The 23,182-nt window shown below is 68.9% G+C and carries 23 protein-coding genes and 1 pseudogene; 16 read left to right on the top strand and 8 right to left on the bottom strand.

Annotation, left to right across the window (positions count from 1 at the left end; genetic code table 11):
* Window positions 1-51 precede the first annotated feature (51 nt).
* Both ACVHNB_RS20760 and ACVHNB_RS20755 read left to right on the top strand, forming a co-directional pair.
* Entirely contained in the window at window positions 52-336 is a 285-nt protein-coding gene (locus ACVHNB_RS20760) for a WhiB family transcriptional regulator (RefSeq protein ID WP_456225523.1), read from the top strand.
* A gap of 143 nt (window positions 337-479) precedes the next feature.
* Window positions 480-902 (top strand): ATP-binding protein, encoded by a 423-nt coding sequence (locus ACVHNB_RS20755; protein ID WP_428957236.1) that lies wholly within the window; start codon window positions 480-482, stop codon window positions 900-902.
* An 87-nt stretch (window positions 903-989) separates the two neighbouring features.
* On the opposite strand, the pseudogene ACVHNB_RS20750 reads toward ACVHNB_RS20755, so the two are convergent.
* Window positions 990-2,448 (bottom strand): annotated as a pseudogene (locus tag ACVHNB_RS20750) (oxidoreductase).
* 172 nt (window positions 2,449-2,620) lie between these two features.
* Here ACVHNB_RS20750 and ACVHNB_RS20745 point away from each other — a divergent pair.
* Window positions 2,621-3,493 (top strand): hypothetical protein, encoded by an 873-nt coding sequence (locus ACVHNB_RS20745; RefSeq protein WP_456225522.1) that lies wholly within the window; start codon window positions 2,621-2,623, stop codon window positions 3,491-3,493.
* A 168-nt stretch (window positions 3,494-3,661) separates the two neighbouring features.
* Here ACVHNB_RS20745 and ACVHNB_RS20740 read toward each other — a convergent pair whose 3' ends face one another.
* Window positions 3,662-3,835, bottom strand: a complete 174-nt coding sequence (locus tag ACVHNB_RS20740; RefSeq protein ID WP_456225521.1) for a CsbD family protein — start codon at window positions 3,833-3,835, stop codon at window positions 3,662-3,664.
* Window positions 3,836-4,077: 242 nt separating this feature from the next.
* Here ACVHNB_RS20740 and ACVHNB_RS20735 point away from each other — a divergent pair, with 242 nt between their 5' ends.
* The 5 genes from ACVHNB_RS20735 to ACVHNB_RS20715 all read left to right on the top strand — a co-directional run bounded on the left by ACVHNB_RS20735 (window position 4,078) and on the right by ACVHNB_RS20715 (window position 6,868).
* Window positions 4,078-4,248 (top strand): hydrophobic protein, encoded by a 171-nt coding sequence (locus ACVHNB_RS20735; RefSeq protein ID WP_428949812.1) that lies wholly within the window; start codon window positions 4,078-4,080, stop codon window positions 4,246-4,248.
* Between the two features lie 265 nt (window positions 4,249-4,513).
* Complete coding sequence (locus ACVHNB_RS20730; protein WP_428957239.1) at window positions 4,514-4,864, top strand: PRC-barrel domain-containing protein; 351 nt, start codon at window positions 4,514-4,516, stop codon at window positions 4,862-4,864.
* 91 nt (window positions 4,865-4,955) lie between these two features.
* Window positions 4,956-5,534: a dihydrofolate reductase family protein gene (locus ACVHNB_RS20725; RefSeq protein WP_428957240.1), complete on the top strand. Its 579-nt coding sequence runs from the start codon at window positions 4,956-4,958 to the stop codon at window positions 5,532-5,534.
* Window positions 5,535-5,599: 65 nt separating this feature from the next.
* Window positions 5,600-6,052, top strand: a complete 453-nt coding sequence (locus ACVHNB_RS20720) for a hypothetical protein (protein WP_428957241.1) — start codon at window positions 5,600-5,602, stop codon at window positions 6,050-6,052.
* 135 nt (window positions 6,053-6,187) lie between these two features.
* Window positions 6,188-6,868, top strand: a complete 681-nt coding sequence (locus tag ACVHNB_RS20715) for a GNAT family N-acetyltransferase (protein ID WP_428957242.1) — start codon at window positions 6,188-6,190, stop codon at window positions 6,866-6,868.
* Window positions 6,869-6,967: 99 nt separating this feature from the next.
* Here the strand turns inward: ACVHNB_RS20715 and ACVHNB_RS20710 are convergent, their stop codons facing one another.
* Entirely contained in the window at window positions 6,968-7,858 is an 891-nt protein-coding gene (locus ACVHNB_RS20710; protein WP_428957243.1) for an endonuclease/exonuclease/phosphatase family protein, read from the bottom strand.
* Between the two features lie 550 nt (window positions 7,859-8,408).
* Here ACVHNB_RS20710 and ACVHNB_RS20705 point away from each other — a divergent pair.
* The 4 genes from ACVHNB_RS20705 to ACVHNB_RS20690 all read left to right on the top strand — a co-directional run bounded on the left by ACVHNB_RS20705 (window position 8,409) and on the right by ACVHNB_RS20690 (window position 10,927).
* Window positions 8,409-8,951: a hypothetical protein gene (locus tag ACVHNB_RS20705; protein ID WP_428957244.1), complete on the top strand. Its 543-nt coding sequence runs from the start codon at window positions 8,409-8,411 to the stop codon at window positions 8,949-8,951.
* A 284-nt stretch (window positions 8,952-9,235) separates the two neighbouring features.
* Entirely contained in the window at window positions 9,236-9,493 is a 258-nt protein-coding gene (locus ACVHNB_RS20700; RefSeq protein WP_428957245.1) for a hypothetical protein, read from the top strand.
* A gap of 49 nt (window positions 9,494-9,542) precedes the next feature.
* A complete protein-coding gene (locus tag ACVHNB_RS20695) occupies window positions 9,543-10,016 on the top strand; it encodes a hypothetical protein (RefSeq protein ID WP_428957246.1) in 474 nt (157 codons plus the stop codon).
* A 476-nt stretch (window positions 10,017-10,492) separates the two neighbouring features.
* Window positions 10,493-10,927 (top strand): hypothetical protein, encoded by a 435-nt coding sequence (locus ACVHNB_RS20690; RefSeq protein ID WP_428957247.1) that lies wholly within the window; start codon window positions 10,493-10,495, stop codon window positions 10,925-10,927.
* A gap of 62 nt (window positions 10,928-10,989) precedes the next feature.
* Here ACVHNB_RS20690 and ACVHNB_RS20685 read toward each other — a convergent pair whose 3' ends face one another.
* The gene (locus ACVHNB_RS20685) at window positions 10,990-13,446 is read right to left on the bottom strand and encodes a GH92 family glycosyl hydrolase (RefSeq protein ID WP_456225520.1); all 2,457 of its coding nucleotides are present in this window, start codon (window positions 13,444-13,446) and stop codon (window positions 10,990-10,992) included.
* A 325-nt stretch (window positions 13,447-13,771) separates the two neighbouring features.
* Between ACVHNB_RS20685 and ACVHNB_RS20680 the strand changes: the two genes are divergently transcribed.
* The gene (locus ACVHNB_RS20680) at window positions 13,772-14,290 is read left to right on the top strand and encodes a hypothetical protein (protein WP_428957249.1); all 519 of its coding nucleotides are present in this window, start codon (window positions 13,772-13,774) and stop codon (window positions 14,288-14,290) included.
* Window positions 14,291-14,577: 287 nt separating this feature from the next.
* Here ACVHNB_RS20680 and ACVHNB_RS20675 read toward each other — a convergent pair whose 3' ends face one another.
* From ACVHNB_RS20675 to ACVHNB_RS20660, 4 genes are read right to left on the bottom strand one after another with little or no spacing between them, the layout of a single operon-like run.
* A complete protein-coding gene (locus ACVHNB_RS20675; protein WP_456225519.1) occupies window positions 14,578-16,494 on the bottom strand; it encodes an amylo-alpha-1,6-glucosidase in 1,917 nt (638 codons plus the stop codon).
* The gene (locus tag ACVHNB_RS20670; RefSeq protein ID WP_456225518.1) at window positions 16,491-17,840 is read right to left on the bottom strand and encodes an MGH1-like glycoside hydrolase domain-containing protein; all 1,350 of its coding nucleotides are present in this window, start codon (window positions 17,838-17,840) and stop codon (window positions 16,491-16,493) included. Before ACVHNB_RS20670 ends, ACVHNB_RS20675 begins: the two co-directional genes overlap by 4 nt.
* The gene (locus tag ACVHNB_RS20665; protein ID WP_456225517.1) at window positions 17,837-18,637 is read right to left on the bottom strand and encodes a sugar phosphate isomerase/epimerase family protein; all 801 of its coding nucleotides are present in this window, start codon (window positions 18,635-18,637) and stop codon (window positions 17,837-17,839) included. The genes ACVHNB_RS20670 and ACVHNB_RS20665 overlap by 4 nt, the downstream gene beginning before the upstream one ends.
* A 13-nt stretch (window positions 18,638-18,650) precedes the next feature.
* Complete coding sequence (locus ACVHNB_RS20660) at window positions 18,651-19,697, bottom strand: zinc-dependent alcohol dehydrogenase (RefSeq protein WP_428957253.1); 1,047 nt, start codon at window positions 19,695-19,697, stop codon at window positions 18,651-18,653.
* Window positions 19,698-19,828: 131 nt separating this feature from the next.
* Here ACVHNB_RS20660 and ACVHNB_RS20655 point away from each other — a divergent pair, with 131 nt between their 5' ends.
* Genes ACVHNB_RS20655 through ACVHNB_RS20645 form a run of 3 tightly spaced genes read left to right on the top strand, consistent with a single transcriptional unit; the run spans window position 19,829 to window position 23,179 of the window.
* A complete protein-coding gene (locus tag ACVHNB_RS20655) occupies window positions 19,829-21,232 on the top strand; it encodes an ABC transporter substrate-binding protein (RefSeq protein ID WP_456225516.1) in 1,404 nt (467 codons plus the stop codon).
* A 40-nt stretch (window positions 21,233-21,272) separates the two neighbouring features.
* Window positions 21,273-22,298: a carbohydrate ABC transporter permease gene (locus ACVHNB_RS20650; RefSeq protein WP_456225515.1), complete on the top strand. Its 1,026-nt coding sequence runs from the start codon at window positions 21,273-21,275 to the stop codon at window positions 22,296-22,298.
* 14 nt (window positions 22,299-22,312) lie between these two features.
* Window positions 22,313-23,179, top strand: a complete 867-nt coding sequence (locus tag ACVHNB_RS20645; protein ID WP_428957776.1) for a carbohydrate ABC transporter permease — start codon at window positions 22,313-22,315, stop codon at window positions 23,177-23,179.
* The last annotated feature ends 3 nt before the right edge of the window (window positions 23,180-23,182 follow it).

Below are 23,182 nucleotides of genomic sequence, written 5' to 3'. Positions count from 1 at the left end.
TGCCCGGAACGGGTACCACCTTCTCGCTCGGCCGTTGTGGATGGGGAGCGCATGACGGACACCTCTACGCCGTGGTCGGGCCGGGCAGCCTGCCGATCGGTCGACCCTGATGAGCTCTTCGGCAAGGGAGCCGCCCAGTCGGCCGGAAAGCACATCTGCACTCCGTGCCCGGTACGGACCGAGTGCCTGGCGCACGCCCTGGACGAACGGATCACGCACGGCATCTGGGGCGGCATGACGGAGCGGGAACGGCGCTCGTTGTTGCGCCGCCGTCCCACCGTCACCTCTTGGCACCAGCTGCTGGAGACGGCACGGACCGCTCACGGTCAGCGGTAGCCGGTCCTTCGGCTTCGACTATCGGCTAATGCCGCAGGGTGAGACAAGCGTCTCCTGGGCACGTGGGCTCCTTCATCGCGGGCACAAGAACGCAGGGAAGAGAAAGAAGACACAAGGCAGCTTGCGAAGAAAGGCGGCTTGTCATGCAGGATTCCTCACTCAGAGCTGTGGGGTGGGCGCGTTCCTTGCCGGTCAGCAGCGGGGTGAAGGCAGCCCGGGACTGGACCCGTGAGCATCTGGAAGATCTGGGCTGGTCGCGCAGCGCTCCGGAGACCGTCGATGCCGTGTTGTTGACCGTCTCGGAGCTGGTCACCAACGCGCACGTACATGCCCGCAGCACCGCCCAACTGGTGCTCACCTTGGACGGCGAGTGTCTGCACGTGACGGTGCACGACTCCAGTACGGACCCGCCGAAGGCCCGTGAGCCGGACGAGGATGCCGTGGGCGGGCGCGGCCTGCTGCTGATCGACGCACTCGCGGACACCTGGCAGGCCCATCAGTGCCCGAGGGGCAAGGACGTCACGGCCTGCTTCTGCCCGCCCGATCCGACGACGCCCGTGTCGTAGTCCCGCCCGGATCGACGTACGGACCACGCAAGCCGACAGCTTCGGGCGCCGTCGAGAGAACAGGCCCGGCGCAGTACTTCTTCTTCGCTAGTTCTTCTGCAGGGCCCGGGTGACACCCGCGATGACGGCCGTCGTCAGCAGCCAGCCGAAGGCGATCAACAGGTAGGCCAGCCACTGGAGGCCGTCGTTCGGCCAGTACCAGGCCGTGCGCTGACCCAGGCCGCCGATGGGGATCAAGAGATCGAGTGTGTAGACGAGGGGCTGGAACGGGGCGCCTTCACCTTGTTCGGCCGGGGTGGGTGAGTCGAGGCCGAAGGCCGACGTGCCCAGCAGTGTCAGCGCGAGGAGCCAGACGCCGGCCAGCCAGGGGCGGTAGCCGTAGCCGACGGTCCCGTCGAGGAGATGCCCCCATGCGCGGGCGGCCGGGGACAGGGTGCGGCGCCGGTGACGCTGCTTGGCGAGGAGGACACGGCGGGCATCGTCGTCGTGACCGGCCTTGCGGTACCAGGCCGCCAACTGCTCGTACGGTTGCGGGTTGTAGCCCGGGCCGCTGCGTATCCATGCCACGCGCCGGGCCACGGACTCCCGGTCGCCCACGGCCTCGTGACGCTCGTCGTTCGCGCCCACCGTCTTGATGGAACCGTAGACGAAGCCAGCTCCACTGTCTTCGGCCAACTGTGCTGGTTCTCATGGAGGTACGACACCTGGGCGCCCCGCAGATCGACGGTTCCGGACGGGGGCCGGGCGAGGGCGAGATCGAGGTCGACGGCTTGCAGGTGTGTGGCGATCAGGGCCGGAACGTTCCCGCTGCCGGCGGGCGGGCCGTTCAGGACTGCTCCGCCGAAGGTCACGTTGTCCGTGACCTGGGCGCCGCGCAGTCGTACCGTTCCGTGCGCGGTGAATCCCTCGGAGAACTTGAGCGACGAAGCCCGGGCGTTGTCGAGGGCGAGAGCCACTCCGCCTGGACCGGGTCCTTGCAACCGGGCGCCCTGCATGGCGAGCGTGCCCGGTAACTGCGCCCCCATGAGCCGGACTTCGCCGTGCGCGACGAACCCGTTACGGCAGAAGACGCCCCCTTCCATGGCCAGACCACCGGCCGACAGGGCCCAGCCGCCCCTAAAGTCACCATGCGCGGCATCCGGGAAGTTGCCCTCAATGCGGGCCGAATCGGCCTCGATGCCAGGTATCCGGCTGTCCGTGAAGACGAGCGCCCGGGTCGACGAACCGAGGAGATTCACCGCCTCCTCGAACCAACATGCCTCCAGCCAGAGGGCGTGGTCGAACTGTGTGCCGGCCAGGTCGAGCCGACCGGAGATCCGGGCCCCGGTGAGGCTCAGCCGCGCCACCGCACCCGCCTGCCCGGGGTTCGCGCCCAGCAGCAGTGCCGTGATCACCGCCGCGCGCACCGTCCGCTCGGCTCCCCACCGGCCTCCGCCGGCGACCCGGTCCTCCTCCGGCGTACCCGTACGCGGTCCACCCGCCGTCCCTCGGGAAATGCGCCCCACAGTGCACGCTCAGGCGAAGTCAACTCGTCGTAGGAAAGCACTCATACAGCGTAGTGATCTTCCTGCGCCCTGCCGATAGCCGAGGGTCTCGGCCGCTCCCCGTGTCTACCTCAGACGACGTAGAAAGATCGACACAGCGCATGGCGGACGAGTCGTAGGGCACTTGGTCACTTCCGGACACAAGGTCAGTACATGGAGCTAAGGGCGGTTTTGATGATGAGGGCGACTTCCCGGATGCCGCGCATGGTGACTTTAGGGGCGGCCGGTCTGTTGGCGACAGGTGTGCTGGCGGGCTGCGGCTCCAGTGACGGCGAAGGCAAGGACAGTGCCGGGCCGACGGCCGAGAGCCGGGAGCAGTCCCCGACACAGGTGGTCCAGGCGACGAACGAGAAGACCTCGCAGGCGGGTTCGGCACGGGTGAAGCTCACCTCCACGGCCAGCTCCGGAGGCCGGAGCGAGACGGTCAGGGGCGCCGGAGTGATGGACTTCGAGGACGGAGCGAGCCGCATCGAGCTGGGCCGGGCGGGACAGCGGATCGAGCAGCGGGTGGTGGACCAGGCTCTGTATCAGAGCCCGACGAAGGGCACGGGTGAACTCCCGGACGGCAAGTCCTGGATGAAGATCGATCTGGAGCGGCTGCGCGACTCGGGCGTTTCAGGGGGCGCCCAGGTCAGTGATCCCTCCGACTCCTTCGCCTACTCGAAGTCCCTGTCCGAGAAGGACGTGAAGAAGGTCGGATCCGAGCAGGTCGGCGGCGTACGCACGACGCACTACCGGGTCGTCGTGGACATCGACAAGCTGGCCAAGGGCAGTGCCGACCAGAGCAAGAAGCTCCGTGAGCAGCTCGGTGACACCCTGCCGATGGATCTGTGGATCGACGACAAGGGGCTGACCCGCCGCCAGCAGATCGAGCTGACGACGCAGGGCAAGAGCAGCGGCGGAACGCCGAAGGGGTCCGCGACCAAGGCGAAGGTCGTCATGGACTTCAGCGACTTCGGGACGGACGTCGACGTCGACGCCCCCGCGGCTGCCGACACGGTGGACATGACGAGCAAGGTCATCAAGCAGAGCAAGCAGAACGCCTGACCCGCCATGAACGACCGGGTACGTGGCACAGGAGGCGCGTACCCGATCGTTCTGTTCCTCCGGGCGCGGCGGACCACTCACACGTGGTTCGCCGCACCCGGACAAGGAAAGGGCTGCCGCACTCGACGAACGAGTGCGGCAGCCCCTCGGCACCGGTTGGCCGTGTGATCAGCGCTTGCCGATGTCCTTGATCTTCTCCTTGGCCTGGCGGGCGTCGCCCTTCATCCGCTGCACGCGACCTTCCGCGGTGAGCCGCTCGTTGCCGACGGTGCGGCCGGCGGCCTCCTTGGCGGCGCCGGTGGCCTGCTCCGTCTTCGCCTTGGCCTTCTTGTTGGCGGTCATGTCCGCTCACACTCCTTGGCATCGACGTCATGTGCTCCGAGTGCGGGTGGCCGTTGGGCTGCCCGGCAAACATCATCACCGCCATCGGATCGGGCGGTTGTCCTGCGGCTTCGCGTGCATGGACGGTGCGGAAGGGGGCACTCCAGCGTGCGGCGCGTGCCCTGCAACTCGTGAAAGAAACGCACTGTTTGTGTGTTTGTGTGTGCGCAATAAGAGCACACGGTCGCCAGGAGGTAATAACAATGGTTCCCCTGCTTGTGGTTCTTCTTCTGGCTCTGATTCTTTTCGGTGCGGGTTTCGCCCTGAAGGCGCTGTGGTGGATCGCGGTCGTCGTGCTGGTGGTGTGGCTGCTCGGCTTCGTGATCCGGCCCGCTGCAAGTGGCGGCCGCAAGGGTCGCTGGTACCGGTGGTGATGCGCACCTGAGTGCGCCGGAGAGCGGCACGACGCCACGGGCGGTGGCGTAGGTGCCTGAGGGTTGGGCCCCGGCCTGGGACGGCCGGGGCCCAACCCTTTTGCCCGCGTGCGGTGTCACGTGTGCGTGTGCGGGGCCGGGCGAACGCCCGTCTCCAGGGACGTCGCGGCGAGAGTCCTCGCATCGACGCGGCCCGTACGGGGCATCAGGTGTTACGCATCCGGAACTGCGCCCAAGTTCCGGTGGATTCGTCGAGGAGGGCCGCATGTTTGAAGCTGAAAACATCCGTGACTGGCGGGACAAGGATGTCGTCGATGTGGAGGGGCGCAAGATCGGTTCGCTGGAGTCGGTCTATGTGGACACCGCGACCGACCAGCCGGCCTTCGCCGCCGTCACGACCGGGCTGCCGACCCGTAAGCGCATCACCTTCGTCCCGTTGGAGAAGGCAGTCGTGGCGCCCGCGTACGTGAAGGTGGCGTGGCCCAAGCAGCTCGTGAAGGACGCGCCGTCCATCGACACGGACGGTGAGCTCCTGGTCGAGCAGGAGCGAGCGATTTTCGATCACTACAGCTTGGACTATGGGGCGGGGGAGGCCCGGCGCCTCGCGCGGCGCTGACACCCGGGTCGGGTGTGGGCTGCGATGAGTTTCGTCTTGGTCGGCAGTCTGTATCTCTGACACGCGATCGACCGCGCTTGAGGAGAGCACCATGGCTGCTACCTATACGTTCGACGTCTTCTCCAGCCTCGACGGCTTCGGCGCCGCCGGCGGCGACTGGACCGGTTACTGGGGCAAGCAAGGCCCCGAGCTCCTCGACCACCGCCTCGCCCTGTACGACGGTGAGCAGCGGATGGTCTTCGGTGCCAACACGTATCGGGCGTTCGCGCAGATGCTGGCCTCCAGCACCGAGGAGTCCGATGTCCGTGACCCGTGGGTCACGCGGATGCGGAACCTGCCCGCCACGGTGGTGTCGACCACGCTGGAAGGTCCCCTCGACTGGCCCGACGCGGAGGTGGTGAGCGGCGATGCCGTCGACGTCGTCGCTCGGCTCAAGGAGAAGTCCGACGTACCGCTGCGCTCGCACGGCAGCCTGTCGATGAACCGGGCGTTGATGGCGGCGGGTCTGGTCGACCGTGTCCAGGTCACGCTCTTCCCTGTGATCACCGGTCGGACCGGGCTGGACCCCATCTTCGGGGGCGCGGCGGACTTCGACCTCGAGCTGATCGAGCATCGGACGCTCGACGGCCACATCCAAGAGCTCGTCTACCGGCCGACCCTGCATGCCTGAGTCGACGCACGGGGTCAGGCGACCCGGTGACGAGCCCGTGAGCGGGCCGCACTACCTTTGGCCGGATGCAGCCACAGCAGCCCCACACCTCCCCGGCCCAGGTTCCCGCCCCGACGGCGTCCGCGCAGCCCCGCAGCCGCACGGTGATCATGGCAGTCGCACTCGTCATCGGGCTCGCTCTCGGCGCTGGGGGAGTAGGGGCTGCATGGGCGCTGAGCGGCGACAACAGCTCCTCAGCTGAAAGCACTCCCGCAGGGGACGCGCGCGCCGCCTGCCAGGCACTCGACGGATTCGACGAGGCGAAGTACACGCAGAAGGGCTCGGCCGGCGAGATCGCGGTCAACCGCTATGCGGCCGCGGGCGCGTTCTCCGCGTCGGCCGCCGCGGGTGATGCGAAGTACAAGCCGCTCGCCGAGGCCGTAAGGCGGTCTCAGGATCGCCACGCCCGCGTCTTCGAGTTCGACGCGACGGTGAAGAAGGAACTGGATCGGGCACGTGGGATCTGCACCGACCTGTAGATCTGCCACGCGCCGGGCATTCGGCAAGTCCTGCCCCGCATCACGCGGTTGGCGCTTTGACGCAGCCGGTTCTGGTCGTTGTCCGGCTCGCCAAACCTGATGCGGGAGCGCTCCCACCCTGAAATTGTGGGAGACATGACGACTCGCCCTTTCGTACGACGCTACGACGTGTCCGACCACGACCGGCTCGCCGAGATCTGCGTGAAGACGGCTCATCAGGGCCAGGACTCGACGTCGGTCTATCCCGATCCGGACCTGATGCCGTCGATCTTCGCCTTCCCGTACGCGCAGTTGGAGCCGGAGTTGGCCTTCGTACTGGACGATGGGGAAGGGCATGCCGTCGGATACGTCCTGGGTGTAGCGGACACGGCGGATTTCGCCGACCGGTACCGCACCGAGTGGCTGCCACGCGTCGCCGGCCGGTACCCCGCTCCCGCCGGGCCGGCTCGGACGCCCACCGAGGAGATGATCGGGCTCCTGCACAATCCGGAGCGCATGGTTCTGGAGGAACTCGCCGCGTTTCCGGCCCACTTGCACATCGACCTGCTTCCGCGATGGCAGGGCAAGGGATACGGCCGCACCTTGATGTGGACCCTCCTGGACGCGTTGCATGGCAGGGGAGTGGACGCCGTTCATCTGTGCATGGTGCAGGCGAACACACCGGCACGGGCGTTCTACGACCGCCTGGGATTCGAGCAGCTGGCGGTCCCCGATCCGGGGCCTGTCTGGTATCTGGGCAGGTCGACGAAGACCCCGGCGGGATGGACGCTGCGGTCAGGGTGCGGAGCTCAGGGTGTGCCGCCTGCAGTGTCGTAATGCTGGTCCTGGGGCATGGCCGTCGTACGAGCAGGGCTCCTGGGCGCCGACATCGTGGACCCGGCAGCGCACCTGCCTGCGCTGCCGGCCCGACACAGGTCAGTAGCTGAAGGTGGTGAGAACGGCGAGGTGGTCGCTGGGCCAGTTCGCACCACCGCCGATGACCGTGGAGGCGGTCGCGTCGAGCGTGGATCCCTTGTACTGGATGAAGTCGATACGGTCCTGCGGCTCTGGCTTGCCGCCGGTCTCCTTGACCACGGGGGACCACGTGGTCCCGGGAGTCGAGGCCTCGTCGGGGTGGACCTCGCGGTAGGAGTCCCCGTAGCCGCCGTCCCCGAACGCCTTCGTGGCCGGCCACTGCACCACGGAATTGCAGTGCACGGTCTTCGTCTTGTCGGTCCAGTCCAGATGGGACGGCGAGTTGAAGTCTCCCGCGACGATGGCGGGGGACGATCCCGCCCAGGTGACGACTTCCTTGGCCTGCTGCCCGCGCAGCGACTCATCGGCGTAGATGGTGTCGTAGGAGTCGTTGTCCCAGCAGGCGTTGTAGGGGCCGTACTTGGTGTAGTTCAGGTGGACGGAGTAGATCCAGAATCCCTTGATCTTGGCCGCGACCACACCGTTGCCGCTGTCGGACCAGTCGGTCTTCTCGAGCGGGTAGCGCGAGACGATGTCCACGTGGGTGCCGGTCGCGGTGGTGTACCAACCCAGAGCATCCGCGACCTTCTGGGCGACATCGCCATTGCTCTCCTGCAGAGCGACCACGTCGGCGCCGGACGAGGTGATCGCGGAGGCGATCTTGTCGATGCCGTTGCTGACATGTGAGCCGCCGTTCCAGGTGTTGAACGTCAGCACCTTCAACGTGTTCGCCGCCTCAGCGGTCGAGCTGTCCGCGTTGTCGGCAGCTGCGGCGACGGATCCGGGTATGACGGTCAGCGTCGCCAGGCAGGCGACGGAAACGAGAGCGGTGGGCACGCGGGAAGAGATCATGAGTGAATTTGTACCGGCTGCCGGCCAGTTGGAGCAGGCTGTCGCACTGACAAGGCAGTGAATGTTTCGCGCAGTCAGAATCGACAATGCGCCGGCAGTTGTGACGTGTCATCGCACAATTCGGCGAGTGGTGGGCGGTCGATGTACGGGATTCCGGAGCGGGGCAGGTGTCGTGGTACTCCGTGACCATCGGCGAGGGCAGTTGAAGTGGTTCTGAAGGGGACGGAGAGATCGAGGTATCGCCGCTTTCCGCAGAGTGGCCAGCCCGTCTCGGCAGTACGCGTCACGATGGGGCTGATGCGGCAAGACCCTGTTCGGTGGGTTGCGTGGGGTGGCTCTTCCGTGGCCTGGTGCGTGGCGCCCGACTGATCGACGCTGAGGCTTGTTGTTTCGCAGGGGACGTGCTGGTTGTGCCGCGACGGTCACCGTGCTGTGGAAGACAGAGGCCCGTGTTGAGGGCGGCTGGATCCGGGGTGACTCTGGAGGTAGGGCCATCTGCAGCAGGACTGTCTCAGGCAGTCGCTCAGCCCTCTCCGTCAAGGAGTCCGACATGGACATCAAGACCTGTTACGCACGCACAGTCGCCACGGCAATCGGAGCTCTCGTTGTCGGCGCAACGCTCACGGCCCTCGGGCCGAGCCAGGCTTACGCCGCCGCAGAACAGCGTGCGCCCTTTGCCGTGACCGGCATGCCGGGTGACGCCGACGATACTGCTGTCCTCGGAGAGGACTCCCAGTCTTTGGGAGGGCTCCAGATCACGCCGTCGGCGCCGAAGGCATGGACGCCCGCCGATACCTCCATGGGCAGTGACAACTTCAACTATCTGGTGACGGTGAAGTTCACGAACAAGGGCGACAAGAGCGTTGACCTCGGAAATGTGATGACGGAGGTCAATACCGACGGTGGAGCGACCAACACCATCACCGACTCGGCCAACGACGTGGGTATGTCAATCGAGGCCGGCCGCTTGGCCCCGGGGCAGAGCTCCACTCTCGAGTACGGCTTCAGTGCCGAGTCGAAACCGTCGTATGTGAACTTCGACTTCAAGATGTTCCTGGGTGACGACACCGCGGAATTCACCTACGAGTGGTGATCGGTCGAGGAACTTCGACCGGAGGCTGGAAACCGGCATAAAAGGGGCATAAAATTGGCCCCATCGCGCGTCAGTGGCGTGCCAGGTCCGGGTGACGGCGGCGGCTACGTCCGCAGCCCCAGGGGTGGGCTACAGGCGATTTTCAAAGGTGCGGCGTCATGAAGCCTCACGCGGATTCCCATAGGCAATGGGCCGGCCCCCAGTGGTCCGACAGCCCCGGCCAGGCCGGTGCTTCCCCTGGACGGGCGCCAGAGTCTCGACCCTCGCCCCCGCGGCGAGAAGGCGTGCGAAGACGCCGCTTCGGATGGTTCGTGTGGTTCTTCCTCGCGGTGCAACTGCTCTTCGTACTGTGGGTTGTCGTCGGGGTACGCTCCGGCGCCGGCACTCCCGCGGACTGCGGCGATCTGGACGCCCAGACCTGCAATGACGCCGCGAACACGGGAACAGCGATCGGCGTCGGGCTCGTCATCGTCCTCTGGGCTGTCGTCGACATCATCCTCGGCATCACGTACGCCGTGGTCCGACTGGCACGCCGCCGTTGAGCTCATGCGTGCGGCGCGCTGTGCAGGGCACTCAGTGCAGGGAGTTCCGATGAAGAAGCGCATCAGGATCGCCGGTTCTCTCGCCGCGGTCGTATGCTTCACGATCGCCCCGGGGGTTGCCACGGCGCAGCCCGGACAGGAACCCCGGCCTGCACCCGCCTCCACCGCGACGTACGAGCGCCTCACCGCCCGCCAGTGGGCGCTGATAGCCAAGGACCCCGATGCTCATGCGGGGGAGCACTACGTCGTCTTCGGGGTCGTGACACAGTCGGACGCCGCCACGGGCCCCGACATGTTGCTGGCGCACGTCGACGGTGTACGTCACAGCGACGCCTATGCCTATCCGACCAACACTCTCGTGGCCGGCGACGAGTCGGACTTCGCGAAGATCGTGGAGGACGACATGTTCACCGCGCAGGTGGAGGTGACCGGCTCCCTCACCTACGACACTCAGGTAGGAGGTTCGACCACGGCACCACTACTGCACGCCGACACCATCAAGGTATTGGTCCCAGCCCCATAGCCGACTGGTCCGCGGCGCGCCGACACCCAATCCGCGCTGGCGCTACCGCGTCGTCGAGACGACCGCGCTGGCCACGGTCAGGACCGACACGGCTGTCATCACCGTGCGTCCGTGCCGACACAGCAGAGGCCGCGAGGCCGGGCCTTGGTTGCTGGAGGTGAGGGTGCACTGTCGGCACGCCTTGTGGGTGTGGAGGCTGGGAGGGGTGGTGAGCCAGTAGGCGTCGGTCAGCTGTGCCATATCCGCTGTGTCGCTGTCGTTGTGCTGCATGCCCGGCCCAACGCTTGCGCGCTGTACGAGGCATGGTCTGGCGGTGATTCGCCAGTGCGCGCCAGGTTCGCCAGGGTTGTGGGTCAGGATGGAGTACAGGGCCGGTATGGGAGGAGTGCACTTGGCCCGCCCATCGGGCGCATCGCACGGCGATCGGACCCGGTCCTAAGGTGGGCGGAGCCGGATCGAGAGGAAGCGGGGGACGTATGACGACCTGGGGAATGGTGGTCGAGACGACGGTGGGGACGGGGGAGCGCAAGCATCTCGAGGGCCGCGTCATCGGTCACATGGAAGGTGCGCGCGAGGACGCGCTGTCCGAGCTCGAGCGGCGTGCCTCGGCCTATCAGCCCACGCACCCTCTCAGCCCCAAGCGCCGCCGCCTGTACCGCCACGGAGACGGGTTCCTGCTTGTCGTGGATGGTGCCTGGCAGTCCTTCACCACAAGGTTCACCCTCGCCGAGCTCCTCTACGACTCGGAGCACCCTCCGTCACCCGAGCCCACCTCCGAGCCCGTATCGGAGCCCGCACCCGCCGCCCCGGAGGACACCGTTCCACCGCCCCCGGCACCGGAGAACGAGGCGCGGTACGACGACGGTGTTCCGGTGCGGCCGTCCTGGTGGGGGCGGACCGATCTGTCGTGAATGGATCGGAGTGGGCCCCGGCGCCGTGGGGCTCGGCATCCTGATGCCGAGCCCCACGGCACTCAGTTCTGCGCGGGGAACGACGGGGGCGCGTCCTGCGCGTCCGTGCCCCAGTCGCCACCGGGTGTGGCCCCGAGCGTGAAGTCGAGGCTGCCGCCGCGTCGGACGGTCGCCGCCGACACCCACGTGCGCTGCGAGGACTCGCCATTGACCCGGACACCGCGGATGTAGGGCGCGGACTTCCCGGCCCCGGGCGCCTGGATGCGGAGCGTATGGCCGTGCCCGCCGCGGATCTCCGCCCGCGGGAACAGCGGCGAGGTCAGCACCAGGTCGGCACGGGCCGGGACCTGGGGGTACACGCCCAGCGCGGAGAAGACGTACCACGCCGACATGGTGCCCGCGTCGTCGTTGCCCGGGATGCCGCCGGGGGTGTCGGTCCAGAGCTGGTCCCGCTCGGCCGCCACCGTCTCCTGGGTGCGCTCAGGCTTCCCCAAGTAGTTGTAGAGGTAGGGCGAGTTGATGTCCGGCTCGTTCGTCGGGTCGTAGCGGGTGTCGTCCTTCGCCGAGAAGTCGAACGTCCCGTCCGGAGTGCGGAAGAACGCGTCGAGACGTTGCACCGCCTTGTCGCGGCCGCCCATGGCCCGGGCGAGGCCGGCCACGTCCGAGTACACCATCCATGTGTACCGGGCGCTGCTGCCCTCCACGAAGCCGTCGCCCGTCGCCGGGTCGAAGGAGTCGCCGGCCCAACTGCCGTCCCGCTTGCGGTCCCTCATCCAGCCGCCCTGCGCCGTCGCGTCCGTGTCGAACACATGGCGCCAGGCGCCCGAACGCCGAAGGAAGTCACGCTGCGCGTCACGGTCCCCGACCGCCGCGGTCAGCTCGGACAGGCCGTAGTCGGCCGCCGCGTCCTCCAAGGTCTCCGCGGCGCCGCCCCAGCAGTGGCAGTCGTCGGCGGGCACGTAGCCATGGGTCAAGTAGTAGTCCAGCGAGGGGCGTTGTCCCACGCACTCGACCTGGCAGCCCGCGTCGGAGGAATCGTTGGCGGTCGGTACGGTGGCCGCGTGGACCAGCGAGTCCACCGCGCCGCGTACGTCGAAGTCCCGCGCGCCGAAGGCGTACATGCCGGCCAGCGCCACGGCCGAGGGGTCGCCCGACATCACGCTCGTCTTGCCCTGCTGCAGCAGCCAGCGGTCCCACTCGCCACCGCGCTGGGAGGCGTAGGAATACAGGGACTGGGCGTAGTCGCTCGCCGCCCTCGGTGACAGCCACGCCATCAGCTGGACCTGCGCGCGGTACTGGTCCCAGCCCGAGAACGTTCCGTACTGGGCGTGCTGTCCCTCGGACAGGTGGTGGGTGCGGTCGTCGGCGCCCGTGTACCGGCCGTCCACGTCGTTGGCGACGGTCGGTTCCAGCATCGAGTGGTACAGGGCGGTGTAGAACGTGCGCTGCTGGGCGTCGGTGCCGCCGCCGATGCCTATCCGGCTCAGCTCCGTGCGCCACTGCGCGGCGGCGTCGGCCGCGGTGTGCTCCAGGGAGGCCGACGGCGGGTTCTCCGCGCGCAGGTTCGCCTCGGCGCCGGCCGCGTCCACGTAGGAGATGCCGACCTTCATCCGGACCTGGCGCACGTTCTTGCCGAACGTCACATAGGCCCCGGAGCCCTTTCCTGCCTGGGCGTTGCCGTCCTTGTCGTAGCCGGTGCCGCCGGACGCCTCGGTCGAACCGGGGCGCACCTCGTCGTCCTGCCAGGTGCCTGTGGCGGCGAAGGGGGTGTCGAAGTGGGCCGTGAAGTGGAGCGTGTACAGCTTGTGCCGGTTGTTCTCGCTCTGCGGGCCGCAGAAGTTGCCCGCCTCGACGGAGCCGCTCACGGTGCGGTGCTGGGCGTCCACCTCGACGTGCGCGTCGGTGCTGCCGCTCTCCGAGTTCGACGTGCGGAACAGCATCGAGGCCGGCTTGTCCGCGGGGAATCCGAACCGACCGGTACCCGTGCGGGTGGTAGCGGTCAGATCCGCGGTCGCCCCGCTGTTCAGGGACACGCGGTAACGGCCGGGTTCGGCCTTCTCGTTCGCGTGGCTGAAGTCGGACGCGTAGGTGGCGTCCTTGGTGTCGGCGGACGGTGAGGACGTCACGTCGCCGACGTACGGCATCACCGGAATGTCGCCCGCGGCGCCGGAACAGCCCACGCCGCTGAGATGCGTGAGCGAGAAGCCGCGGATGCGCGTGGCGTCGTAGCGATAGCCGCCGGGGGCCGGGTTCTTCGCCTGGGTGCCGGTCGTGGTCTGCGGGCTCCAGGAGAGCATGCCGTACGGGCGTACGGCGCCAGGGTAGGTGTTGCCCGCATTGCTGGTGCCGATCAACGGGTCGACCTTGCTCACCGGGTCGGCCACCAACTCGGCAGGCGACGCCTGAGCTGCGGCGGGGACCGCGGCGAGCAGCCCGCCGGTGAGCACGGTCGCGAACACACCGGCCAGCAGGCGGCCTCTGCGGCGGACAACAGGCAGAGTGGGGGGAAACGTTGTCATGCGCTGCCTTCTCACGCCCCTGAGAGGGTTGGGGGAAGTGTTGATAACGATGTCAAAGGGGCGCCGTCGATGTTTCCCACGTGCGCGGTGCTCGTCAAGATCCCTGCACCGACTCGTTGTTGGACGACTCGTTGTCGGACCGGACGACTTCCCGTGACGGCGGGGAGTCCTGCCGGGCCCAGAGGCCGAGCGGATGTCCGGATGACCGCCGTTTGGCCCTGCTGGTCCGGCGTGGTGTCACCGAAATGGACGCCAGAGCGCGTCGTGATCGTCGATGTCTCGTTAGGGGGATTGACCCGCTTTCGAACACAAGAGAGGCGAATGCATGAGCCAGAAGAAGAAGGGCCGTCGGCACCGCAGCGTCAACCGGACACCGCGCCCGGTCGGTTCGGCCGGCCGCCCGCCGCGTCAGCGGACCGCGCCGCCCGCCCATGCGCCCGCAACCGCGCCGGACCTCGGCAAAGTGATCGCCCAGCTCGGCTTCACGCCCGCGCGCGTACCCGCCCCGGCCGCCCCGCGTGAGAGCGCGCCCGCGCAGGCGCTCAGCGTCGAGGCGGACTCGGACGACGAGGCGGGGCCGCTGTTCACCGTCCCGGCCCGCGACGGAGGCCTGGGCGTGAACGCCCACCGCACGTGGCTGCGTCTTCGGTCGGTGCAAGGCGCCGTCCGTGCCGAGGAGTTGAGCGAGAAGGTCGGCTACACGCCGCGCACCATCACCAAGCACCTCAAGGGGCTGGCCGGCTACGGTCTTGCTCGCCAGGACGCCGAGGGCCACTGGTACGCCACCGGTGTGAGCCAGGCCGAAGCCACCCGCGCCCTGCCCGCGGCGCACGCCGCGCTCTGACGACCCGGCGACCCTCGACACCGCCGCCGGTCGAGCCCGGGATGTACGGAATCCCAGCGGGAGCGGGGTCGCCTGCCCGGGCCGGCTGAAGCACGGCCCGCCGCGTCGTCGTCCGGGACGTCCCGGACGACGACGCGGTTCGTGGCCCCGGTGGTGACCGTTGCACCACGACGCGCGATCTGAGGTGCGGCCGCACCAGGATCCGGGTCCGGAACCGACCGGCCGCATCCACAGCCGCGACGAGCGCGCCGTTCCCTATGGGATCGAGAGCCGGCGCGCGAGCCCGGTCAAGGGACCCGTACCGCACGCAACGCGGTGCGCAATGCCCAGGGCGTCGCGGCTGCCCAGGCCTGGGGAGAGCAGGAGTGCGGGTAGGGCACCGGGCGTGAGGAAGCCGTACGGTCGTAGCCGCCGAGGACCTCGGGCAGGCGGTGGCCGTGATGAGCGGCAGCTGCCGTAAGCCCCGCGACCACCTGGGCGACCTCGTCGGCCAGGCCGTAACGGGCCAGACCGAGAGCGATGACGCCGTTGTCGTGCGGCCAGGCGCTGCCGCGGTGGTAGGACAGCGGATGGTAGGGGCGCTGTCCCGCGGCCAGTGTGCGGATCGCCCAGCCGGAGAAGAAGTCCGGTTCCAGCAGGCGCCGCCCCACGCGCCGGGCCTGTTCGTCGTCGAGGATGCCCGACCAGAGCAGGTGTCCCGCGTCCGAGGCGAGCGCATCGACCTGGCGCCCCCGGCCGTCCAGGGCGAGGGCCGGGAAGTCGTCCCCGTCCATCCAGAAGTCCTCGCGGAAACGGGCACGCAGATCGTCGGCCAGGCCGTCCAACTCCCGCGCGTAGTCCGGGTCCTGCCAGACCAGTTCCGCCAGGCGGGCCGTTCGGCGCAGCGCGTCGTAGGCGTAACCCTGGGCCTCGCAGACGGCGATGGGGCCTGTCGCCTGAGTGCCGTCCTTGTGGCAGACGGCGCCCGCGGAGTCCTTCCAGTTCTGGTTGACCAGGCCGCCCGGGTCGGGCGTGTACACCAGGTACCCGTGCTCGGTCAGTCCGCCGTCGCCCAGGAGCCAGTCGACCGCGGACCGGGCGTGCCGCTCGAGACGGGCGGCGAGCGTCGCGTCCTTGGTCGTCTCGTAGTGCGCGTGCAGCAGGACGAGGAAGAGGGGAGTGGCGTCGATCGTCCCGTAGTAGCGGCCGTAGGGAATCTGCCGGAAGTGGGCCAGTTCCCCGTGCCGTATCTCGTGCACGATGCGGCCGGGCTGTTCGCCGCGGAACGCGTCGTGGCCCTGCCCCTGGGTCGCGGCGAGCGCGCTGAGGGTGCCGGCGGCCGTGCCGGGCCGGTAAGGGAGCATGAAGTACGAGGTGAGGAGAGAGTCCCGGCCGAACAGGGTCAGGAACCAGGGCACTCCGGCCGCGGGCACGGCGACAGGTTCGCCGTCGACGCCGGTGGCGGGGATCGTCAACAGGTCCAGGTCGGCGAGTCCTTGGCGGCAGGCCCGGTCCAGGTCGTCGGATGCGTCGGACAGATCGATGTCCTGTGCGTCCGCTGCGCCTGTGGGGAGCGGGAGTCGGTGATCGCCGTGCGGGTGTGCCGTGACACCCAGGCGGATCTCGGCCGTGCCGTGCGGTTCCAGGGCGAGGCGCCAGGAGAGCGTGTGCGGCCCCGCGTCCTCGGTGCGTACGCCGTCGGGTGCGGGCGCGGCACTCACGGTGGTGCGTACGTGCCAGTCGGCCCTGCGGTAGGTGAACTCGAGGCCCGTGTCCGTACGGTGAGCCGCGCGGGTCGCGTCGGGCTTGGGGTAGTGGCGGTCGTCCGCGCGCAGTTCGAAGGTGTCGGCGAAGTCGGCGTCCACGGTCAGGACGACCTCGGCGACGACCGGGTCCGGGCTGTTGCTGACCAGGCGCAGGACATCGGTGAACTCGCCCGCCGTGACCGTCTGGCGGCGCAGCACCGTATAGGCGGGCGGGGCGTCGCGGGTGCCCTCCGGGGTCAGGACGCATTCCCCGGCGCCGTTGCCGGTGGGGGTGAGGGGGGACAGGACGACGGGCGCGCTTCCGTCGACGGTGAGCTGCCACAGGCTCAGGTGACGGCCGTCGCGGACGAACAGGCCGTCCGGTGATGTGCCGCGCGTGCCGGTGATGCCGCCGTCGGCGTCGACGTGCACGAACGTGGCGTCGCGCACCAGTTGGGCGCGTGGGGCGCCGTTGCTCATCGGCGTGCCTCCTGGGTGGTGAGCAGGTCGAGCGTGAGCGCGGCCGTCCAGGAGAACGCCCGGGCGCCGCGGCCCTCGCCCGTGGTGGGATCGACGTACTCGGCGAACTGGGTGGCGCCGGCCGTCTCCAGGATCGCCCTGCGGATGCGGTCGGCGTGGGCGCGCCGGTCGTGGGTGCGCAGTCCGCGCTCGAGCAGCCAGGCGGTGTTGAACCACGCGGGGCCGCGCCAGTAACGGGTGGGGTCGAAGGCCGGTCCCGTCAGGTCGTAGCTGGGCACCAGATCGGTGGAGTCGGCCCGGAAGCGCGGCCCGGTGAGCGTTGCCGTCAGGCGTTCCACGATGTCCGCGGGCAGTCCGGGGGCGAGGAGGGGGGCGAGCCCGGCGACGCTGTGTTCGCGGACCAGGGTGTCGGTGGTCAGGTCGCGGGCGAGGAACATCCCCGCTTCGTCGTCCCACAGACGGGTCACCAGGGCCTCGGTGAGGCGGGCGGCACGCTTCGTGTGGGATGCCGCGTTCGCGCCCACCTGCGTCGCGATCTTCGCGAGGGCTGTCTCGCTGGCGATCAACAGGGCGTTGACGCACGGGTCTTCCAGGGCGAAGTGCGGGCGGGCCACGCGGTCGTCGTAACCGGAGTCGCGGTAGGTGACGGCGAGTCGGACGTAGCGGCCGTAGTCGAGGTCGGTGGGGCGGTCCGCGGGGTGCCCGTGGTCGAGGTCGGCGCGCCGGAAGCTGTCGGGGGCGGCCGGGGTGACGCGGGCCAGCGGGGTATCCCAGCAAGGGCTGTTGTCCATGCCGGGTTCCCAGGGGTGGACGACGGCGGCGAGTCCGCCGCGGCCCAGATCGCGCGCCGTCAGCAGGTAGTCGTGCCAGGCCATGAGCCGCGGGTACAACCGGGGCAGGAATCCGCGGCGCCGTGACTCCCCGGGGTCGGCCTCGTGGGTCAGCCAGGCGGCGAGGGCGTGCACGGGCGGCTGGACGATGCCGGACGTCTCGTGCGCCGCGGGAGCACCGGCCGCGGCGCCCGCGGTCGAGGACCGCCAGAAGTCGGGGCTGGGGAAGTAGGCGTCGTTCGGCACGGAGGAGTTGAAGACGATGTGCGGGACCCGTCCGTCGCCCCACTGGGCGGCGAACAGCGATTCCAGCTCGCGCTGTGCGCGGCGCGCGGACAGGTGCCGCAGTCCGATCGCGATGAACGCGGAGTCCCAGCTCCACTGGTGCGGGTACAGGGTGCGGGAGGGGACGGTACCGGTCCCCACCCAGTTGTCGAGGAGGACGCGCGCCGCACCGCGCCGCAGGGTCAGGTCTGCGGCGTCGGTGCGGGCGGTCCCGTCGAGGAGTGCGGTCACGCGCCGGACCCCTTGAGGAACGCGGGCACGGAACGGATCGCCTCGACGGGGTCACCGGTCAGTCGGCACTCGGCCGCGAGATAGCCGTCGTAGCCGATGGTGTGCAGGGCGCCCAGCCAGGCCGGCCAGTCGAGGTGCCCGGCGCCGGCCTGGAAGCGGTTGGAGTCCGAGACCTGGGCGTGCCCGATGAAGGAGGCGTTGTCGATGATCGCCCGCGCCGGGTCGGTCTCCTCGATGTTCATGTGGTAGCTGTCGATGCCGATCCGGACCGAGTCGAGACCGACCTCCTTGATCAGCTCGGCCGCCTGCTCCAGGCGGTTGACCATGTGGTCCTCGTACCGGTTGAGCGGTTCGAGGTAGAGCGTGACGCCCTCGGCGGAGGCGTGCTCGCCGAGTTCGGTCAGGCCCGACAGCAGGATCTCGCGGTCCTGCTCCGCCGAGCGCGGGGGCTCGAACGGGGGGAGCCGGCTGGAGAACATGCCGTACGAGGCCGGGGTCTGGGCGCCGAGTCCGCCGATCTCCGCGATGACCGTGAGCTGCGACTTCATCTGCTCGATGGCGTCACGGCGCAGCTCGGCGTCGAAGGCGCCGAAGAAGTGCAGCATCTCGACGCACACGGTCGGCATGACGACGCCGTCCTTGAGCGCCTGCTTCAGCTCCGGGAGCCGCGAGGCGAAGTGGAGGTCTCCCTTGGCGCGCAGTTCGATGGCGTCGTAGCCGGCGTCCTGCGCGAAGTCCCACTTCTGCTGGAGGGTCTCGCCGGGCAGCAGCTGTTCCTGGGCAGCGATCTTGAGCATGTCGGGGTACCTCTCAGAATTCCAGGACGACCTGGAGGGCGTCGGCGGGGCGCTCGTCGAGCAGGACGTACGCGTCGGCGGCGTCCGCCACGGGCACGACGTGGCTGACGAGGGAGTCCACGTCCACCTGCCCCTCGGCGACCAGGCGCAGGAACGTCTGCTGGAGGCGCTCCACGGTCCAGCGGCCGGACAGCGGGGCCGGTACTCCGCCGATCTGCGAGCAGACGATCTCCACGCGGTTGTGGTGGAACTCGTCGCCGAGGCGGAGGCCCACGGCGTCGCCCTGGTAGAAGCCGGACGCCACGACGCGGCCGCCGACGGTGACCGAGCGGACGGCCTCGTGCAGCGCCGGGTAGGCGCCGCTGATCTCGATGGCGAGGTCGGTGCCGCGGCCCGCGGTCGCCTCACGGATGGTCTCGGCGACGGATCCGGAGCGGGCGTTCAGGGTGCGGTGCGCGCCGTAGCTCTTCGCCTTCTCCAAGCGGTTGTCCAGCGCGTCGACGGCGGTGACGCGGGCGCCGCTGAGCTGCGCGAGGCGGGTGGCGATGAGGCCGATGACGCCCTGGCCGAAGACGGCGACGTCCTCGCCGAGGTTGATCCCGGCGGCCAGGACCGCGTTGTAGGCGATGGCGCCGACGCGGGCGAACGCGCCGGCCAGCGGCTCGAGCCCGGCGGGCAGCGTGTGGCCGATCATGCGCTCGGCCGGGACGATGCCCTCGCTGCGGTGGCCCCAGATACCCCACACAAGGTCGCCGACGGCGGGCATGTCCGGGGTGCCGGTCAGCTCCGGGGAGACCTCGGTGACTTCACCGACCTCCGAGTAGCCCCAGCCGACGACGGGGTAGCTGATGCCCGCCTCGTCGTCGCGGAACAGCCGGGCCTCGGCGTCCCAGGTGCGGGTCAGATAGGGGTTCGTGCCGCGGTAGGCGGTCAGCTCGGTGCCCGCGGAGATGCCGGAGTAGCGGGTGCGGACGCGCAGGTGTCCGAGCGGCAGCTCGGCGCTGTCATGCTCGGCCACCTCCACCTGGCGGGGACCTGTGAATTGAACGACGCGTTCCACGGACGACTCCGAAAAAGGGTGGTGCGGGTGTTGGTTCCGTCGACAATATCCTCAACTTATGTCTTGTCAACATGCAAAAGTAGTGCTGAGATGCGTCACAGATAGACGTAAGTCGGCGATGAGGACAGGCAATGCGCACCAGGACCCGGCGGTCGAAGATGACCGCGGCCGGCGTCACGGCAGCTCTGGGCATCGGACTGCTCACGGGCTGCTCCAGCAGCACAGGCCCGGGCACACCGGACCGCGAGATCACGGTGTGGTCCCAGGAGAACCTCCCGGACCGTGTCGCCGCGACGCAGAAGATCGTCGACGGGTTCGAGAAGAAGACGGGCATCAAGGTCCATCTCGTCGGCGTCGACGAGGGGCAGATGCCCCAACTGATCATGTCCGCCGCGGCCTCCGGGCACCTCCCGGACGTGATCGGCGCCGCCCCCATGGGCCAGACCTGGCAGATGTACACCAACGGGCTGCTCAACACCGACATCCCCGGCCGGATCGTCAAGGAACTGGGGCGCGGCACCTTCGACAAGAACGCCCTCGACCTGACCACCGACGGCACCAAGAGCCTCGGCGTGCCCTCCGACGCCTGGCTGCAGCTTCTGGTCTACCGCAAGGACCAGTTCGCCAAGGCGGGCCTCGATGCGCCGGACACCTACGCCAAGGCGCTCGAGGCCGCCAAGAAGCTCACCACCAAGGGCCACGACGGCATGTCCGCCGCGACCGACCCCTCGGACGTCTTCACGTCACAGAGCTTCGAGAGCCTGGCCCTGGCCGACAACTGCCAGCTCGTCGACGGGCAGGGAGACGTCACGCTCGACTCGCCGCAGTGCGTCAAGGCGTTCCACACCTACGACCAACTGGCGCGCGAGTACGGCGCACCCGGCACCCAGACCGTCGACTCGACCCGCGCCACCTACTTCTCGGGCCGGTCGTCGATGATGATCTGGTCGTCGTTCCTCCTCGACGAACTGGCGGGGCTGCGCAAGGACGCCCTGCCCAGCTGCAAGGAGTGCGGCAAGGACCCGCGGTTCCTCTCCGACAACACCGGCATCGTCACCGCGCTCAAGGGCGCGGACTCGGACCGGGCCGCCCAGTTCGGTGAGGTCACGTCCTGGGTGACCACGAAGACCGCAGAGACGGCCGCCTCCCGCGAGTTCATCGAGTACATGATGGGCAGTGGCTACGAGTCCTGGTTCGGCATGGCCCCCGAGGGCAAGATCCCGGTCCGCCACGGCACGGCCGCGCAGCCCGACAAGTACGTGACCGCCTGGCAGCACAGCAAGCTCGGCGTCGGCACCCGCAAGCCGCTCGACGAGGTGTACTCGCCCGGACTTCTCGAGCAACTGGCCGCCGGCGTCGGCCACATCCGCCGCTGGGGCATCGAACAGGGCGAAGGCGCGCTCGTCGGCGCCACCAACGGCGAACTTCCGGTGCCCAAGGCCATCGGCGCCATGACCAGCGGCCAGACCTCGCCCTCCGAAGCCGCCCGGGAGGCCGAGGAAGAGGTCGCCGCCCTCAAGAAGTCCCTGCAGTAGCGCCCCCGTACCTCGTGAACGACTCGTCGAAAGCCTCGTCATGACTACCGCCACCTCCAGCGCACCCCAGCGCCACAACCCCCCGGACGGATCTCCGACACCGCCCGCCGACGGCCGCCGCGGCCGCAAGCCCATGACCGCGAGCCGCCGGACCAACCGCGCGGGACTCGCCTTCGTGAGCCCCACCTTCCTCGTCGTCCTCGTCGTCGTGGTGCTGCCGATCCTGTGGACGGTCCTGCTCGCCTTCCAGCACGCAAAACTCGTCGACATCCAGGGCATGGGCCTCTTCGGCAACTGGAGCCTGCGCAACTTCGAGCAGGTCTTCGACTCCGCCGGATTCTGGTCCAGCCTCGGCACCACCGTCCTCTACACCGTGGGCGGCACCTTCGGCTCCGTCGCCCTCGGCCTCGTCGCCGCCCTCGCACTGCGCCGGCCCTTCCGCGGCCGCGGGCTGCTGCGCGCCGCGATGCTCCTGCCGTACGTGGCGCCCGTCGTCGCCGTCGCGTTCGTCTGGGAGGTCGCGCTCAGCCCGCAGTACGGCATCGTCAACGAATGGGGGCAGAAGCTCTTCGGCTGGGACGACCCCATCGCGTTCCTGTCGGCCCGCAGTTACGAAGTCCACCTGCTCGGCGTGCACTTCGACATCCCGCTGGCGCTGCTCACGGTCATCGCCTTCGAGTGCTGGCGCTACTTCCCCTTCGCGTTCCTGTTCATCCTCGCCCGCCTGCAGGCGGTGCCGGACGGCCTGGAGGAAGCCGCGAAGGTCGACGGCGCCACGCCCACCCAGCAGTTCCGGCACGTCCTGCTCCCGCAGCTCATGCCGGTGATCGCGCTGCTGTGCGTGCTGCGCTTCATCATGACCTTCAACAAGTTCGACGACGTCTACCTGCTGACCGGCGGCGGAGCGGGCACCGACGTCGCCGCCGTCCGCGTCTACGACTTCCTCACCTCGCGCTACGACGTCGGCGCGGCGGCCGCCCAGGCCCTCGTCCTGGCCGTCGCCCTCATGGTCCTGCTGGGCCTGTACTTCAAGTTCTTCGGCAACAAGATGCAGGAGGAGTCGTGACCCGTAAGGCGGCCATGACACGAGCCCAGTTCGAGGAGACGTTCTTCGGCGTCGCGCGATGGGTGGTCATCGCGTTCCTCGTGCTGATCACCTGCGTGCCCTTCTACTACATGCTGCTCCTGTCGGTGAAGCCCATCGACTCGCTGCTGCTCGACCCCGGCTCCCTGTGGGTGTCGGCCAAGCAGTTCACCCTCGACACGTACAGCGAGGTGCTGCGCTCCACCGACGACGGCGGCCAGGGATTCCTCCAACTCCTGCGCAACTCCGCCCTGGTGTCGCTCGGCACCGTCGCACTGACCCTGCTCGCCGCCGTACCCGGCGCGTACGCGATCAGCCGCCTGAAGTTCTTCGGCAGCCGCCAGGTCAGCGCGCTCTTCCTCGCCGTCTACCTGTTCCCCTCGACGCTCCTCGCCGTCCCGCTCTTCGTGATGTTCGCGAAGATGGGCCTGTCGTCGAGCCTCGTCGGCCTCGCCATCGTCTACGTCGCGCAGACGGTCCCCGTGGCGATCTACATGCTGAAGAACTACCTCGTCACCATCCCGTACTCCATCGAGGAGGCCGCCGCCCTCGACGGCTGCAGCCGCCTGCAGACCGTGCGCAAGGTGATCCTGCCGCTGGCCCTGCCGTCCTTGATGGCAACCGGCCTGTACGTGCTGATGATCGCGTGGAACGAGTTCCTCTTCGCCCTGCTGTTCCTCGCCGCCGACCCCGGCAAGTGGACCGTCTCGCTGGGCCTCGCCCAGCTGTCCAACGGCATCGAAGTCTCCAAGACCGTACTCATGGCAGGTTCCGTGGTGCTGACGATTCCCGTGGTAATTCTGTTCTTCGCCGCGGAACGCCTGCTCACCGAGGGCCTCACCAGCGGTGCCGACAAGAGCTGAACG

The organism is Streptomyces sp. YJ-C3 (assembly GCF_053891275.1).
Note: the sequence above shows the minus strand (reverse complement) of the source record. Positions and strands in the feature narration are given on the sequence as shown.

Coding starts and splice junctions, on each gene's coding strand:
- ACVHNB_RS20760 (WP_456225523.1), top strand. CDS start 52: ATGACGGACACCTCTACGCCGTGGTCGGGCCGGGCAGCCTGCCGATCG.
- ACVHNB_RS20755 (WP_428957236.1), top strand. CDS start 480: ATGCAGGATTCCTCACTCAGAGCTGTGGGGTGGGCGCGTTCCTTGCCG.
- ACVHNB_RS20745 (WP_456225522.1), top strand. CDS start 2,621: ATGATGAGGGCGACTTCCCGGATGCCGCGCATGGTGACTTTAGGGGCG.
- ACVHNB_RS20740 (WP_456225521.1), bottom strand. CDS start 3,835: ATGACCGCCAACAAGAAGGCCAAGGCGAAGACGGAGCAGGCCACCGGC.
- ACVHNB_RS20735 (WP_428949812.1), top strand. CDS start 4,078: ATGGTTCCCCTGCTTGTGGTTCTTCTTCTGGCTCTGATTCTTTTCGGT.
- ACVHNB_RS20730 (WP_428957239.1), top strand. CDS start 4,514: ATGTTTGAAGCTGAAAACATCCGTGACTGGCGGGACAAGGATGTCGTC.
- ACVHNB_RS20725 (WP_428957240.1), top strand. CDS start 4,956: ATGGCTGCTACCTATACGTTCGACGTCTTCTCCAGCCTCGACGGCTTC.
- ACVHNB_RS20720 (WP_428957241.1), top strand. CDS start 5,600: ATGCAGCCACAGCAGCCCCACACCTCCCCGGCCCAGGTTCCCGCCCCG.
- ACVHNB_RS20715 (WP_428957242.1), top strand. CDS start 6,188: ATGACGACTCGCCCTTTCGTACGACGCTACGACGTGTCCGACCACGAC.
- ACVHNB_RS20710 (WP_428957243.1), bottom strand. CDS start 7,858: ATGATCTCTTCCCGCGTGCCCACCGCTCTCGTTTCCGTCGCCTGCCTG.
- ACVHNB_RS20705 (WP_428957244.1), top strand. CDS start 8,409: ATGGACATCAAGACCTGTTACGCACGCACAGTCGCCACGGCAATCGGA.
- ACVHNB_RS20695 (WP_428957246.1), top strand. CDS start 9,543: ATGAAGAAGCGCATCAGGATCGCCGGTTCTCTCGCCGCGGTCGTATGC.
- ACVHNB_RS20690 (WP_428957247.1), top strand. CDS start 10,493: ATGACGACCTGGGGAATGGTGGTCGAGACGACGGTGGGGACGGGGGAG.
- ACVHNB_RS20685 (WP_456225520.1), bottom strand. CDS start 13,446: ATGACAACGTTTCCCCCCACTCTGCCTGTTGTCCGCCGCAGAGGCCGC.
- ACVHNB_RS20680 (WP_428957249.1), top strand. CDS start 13,772: ATGAGCCAGAAGAAGAAGGGCCGTCGGCACCGCAGCGTCAACCGGACA.
- ACVHNB_RS20675 (WP_456225519.1), bottom strand. CDS start 16,494: ATGAGCAACGGCGCCCCACGCGCCCAACTGGTGCGCGACGCCACGTTC.
- ACVHNB_RS20665 (WP_456225517.1), bottom strand. CDS start 18,637: ATGCTCAAGATCGCTGCCCAGGAACAGCTGCTGCCCGGCGAGACCCTC.
- ACVHNB_RS20655 (WP_456225516.1), top strand. CDS start 19,829: ATGCGCACCAGGACCCGGCGGTCGAAGATGACCGCGGCCGGCGTCACG.
- ACVHNB_RS20650 (WP_456225515.1), top strand. CDS start 21,273: ATGACTACCGCCACCTCCAGCGCACCCCAGCGCCACAACCCCCCGGAC.
- ACVHNB_RS20645 (WP_428957776.1), top strand. CDS start 22,313: ATGACACGAGCCCAGTTCGAGGAGACGTTCTTCGGCGTCGCGCGATGG.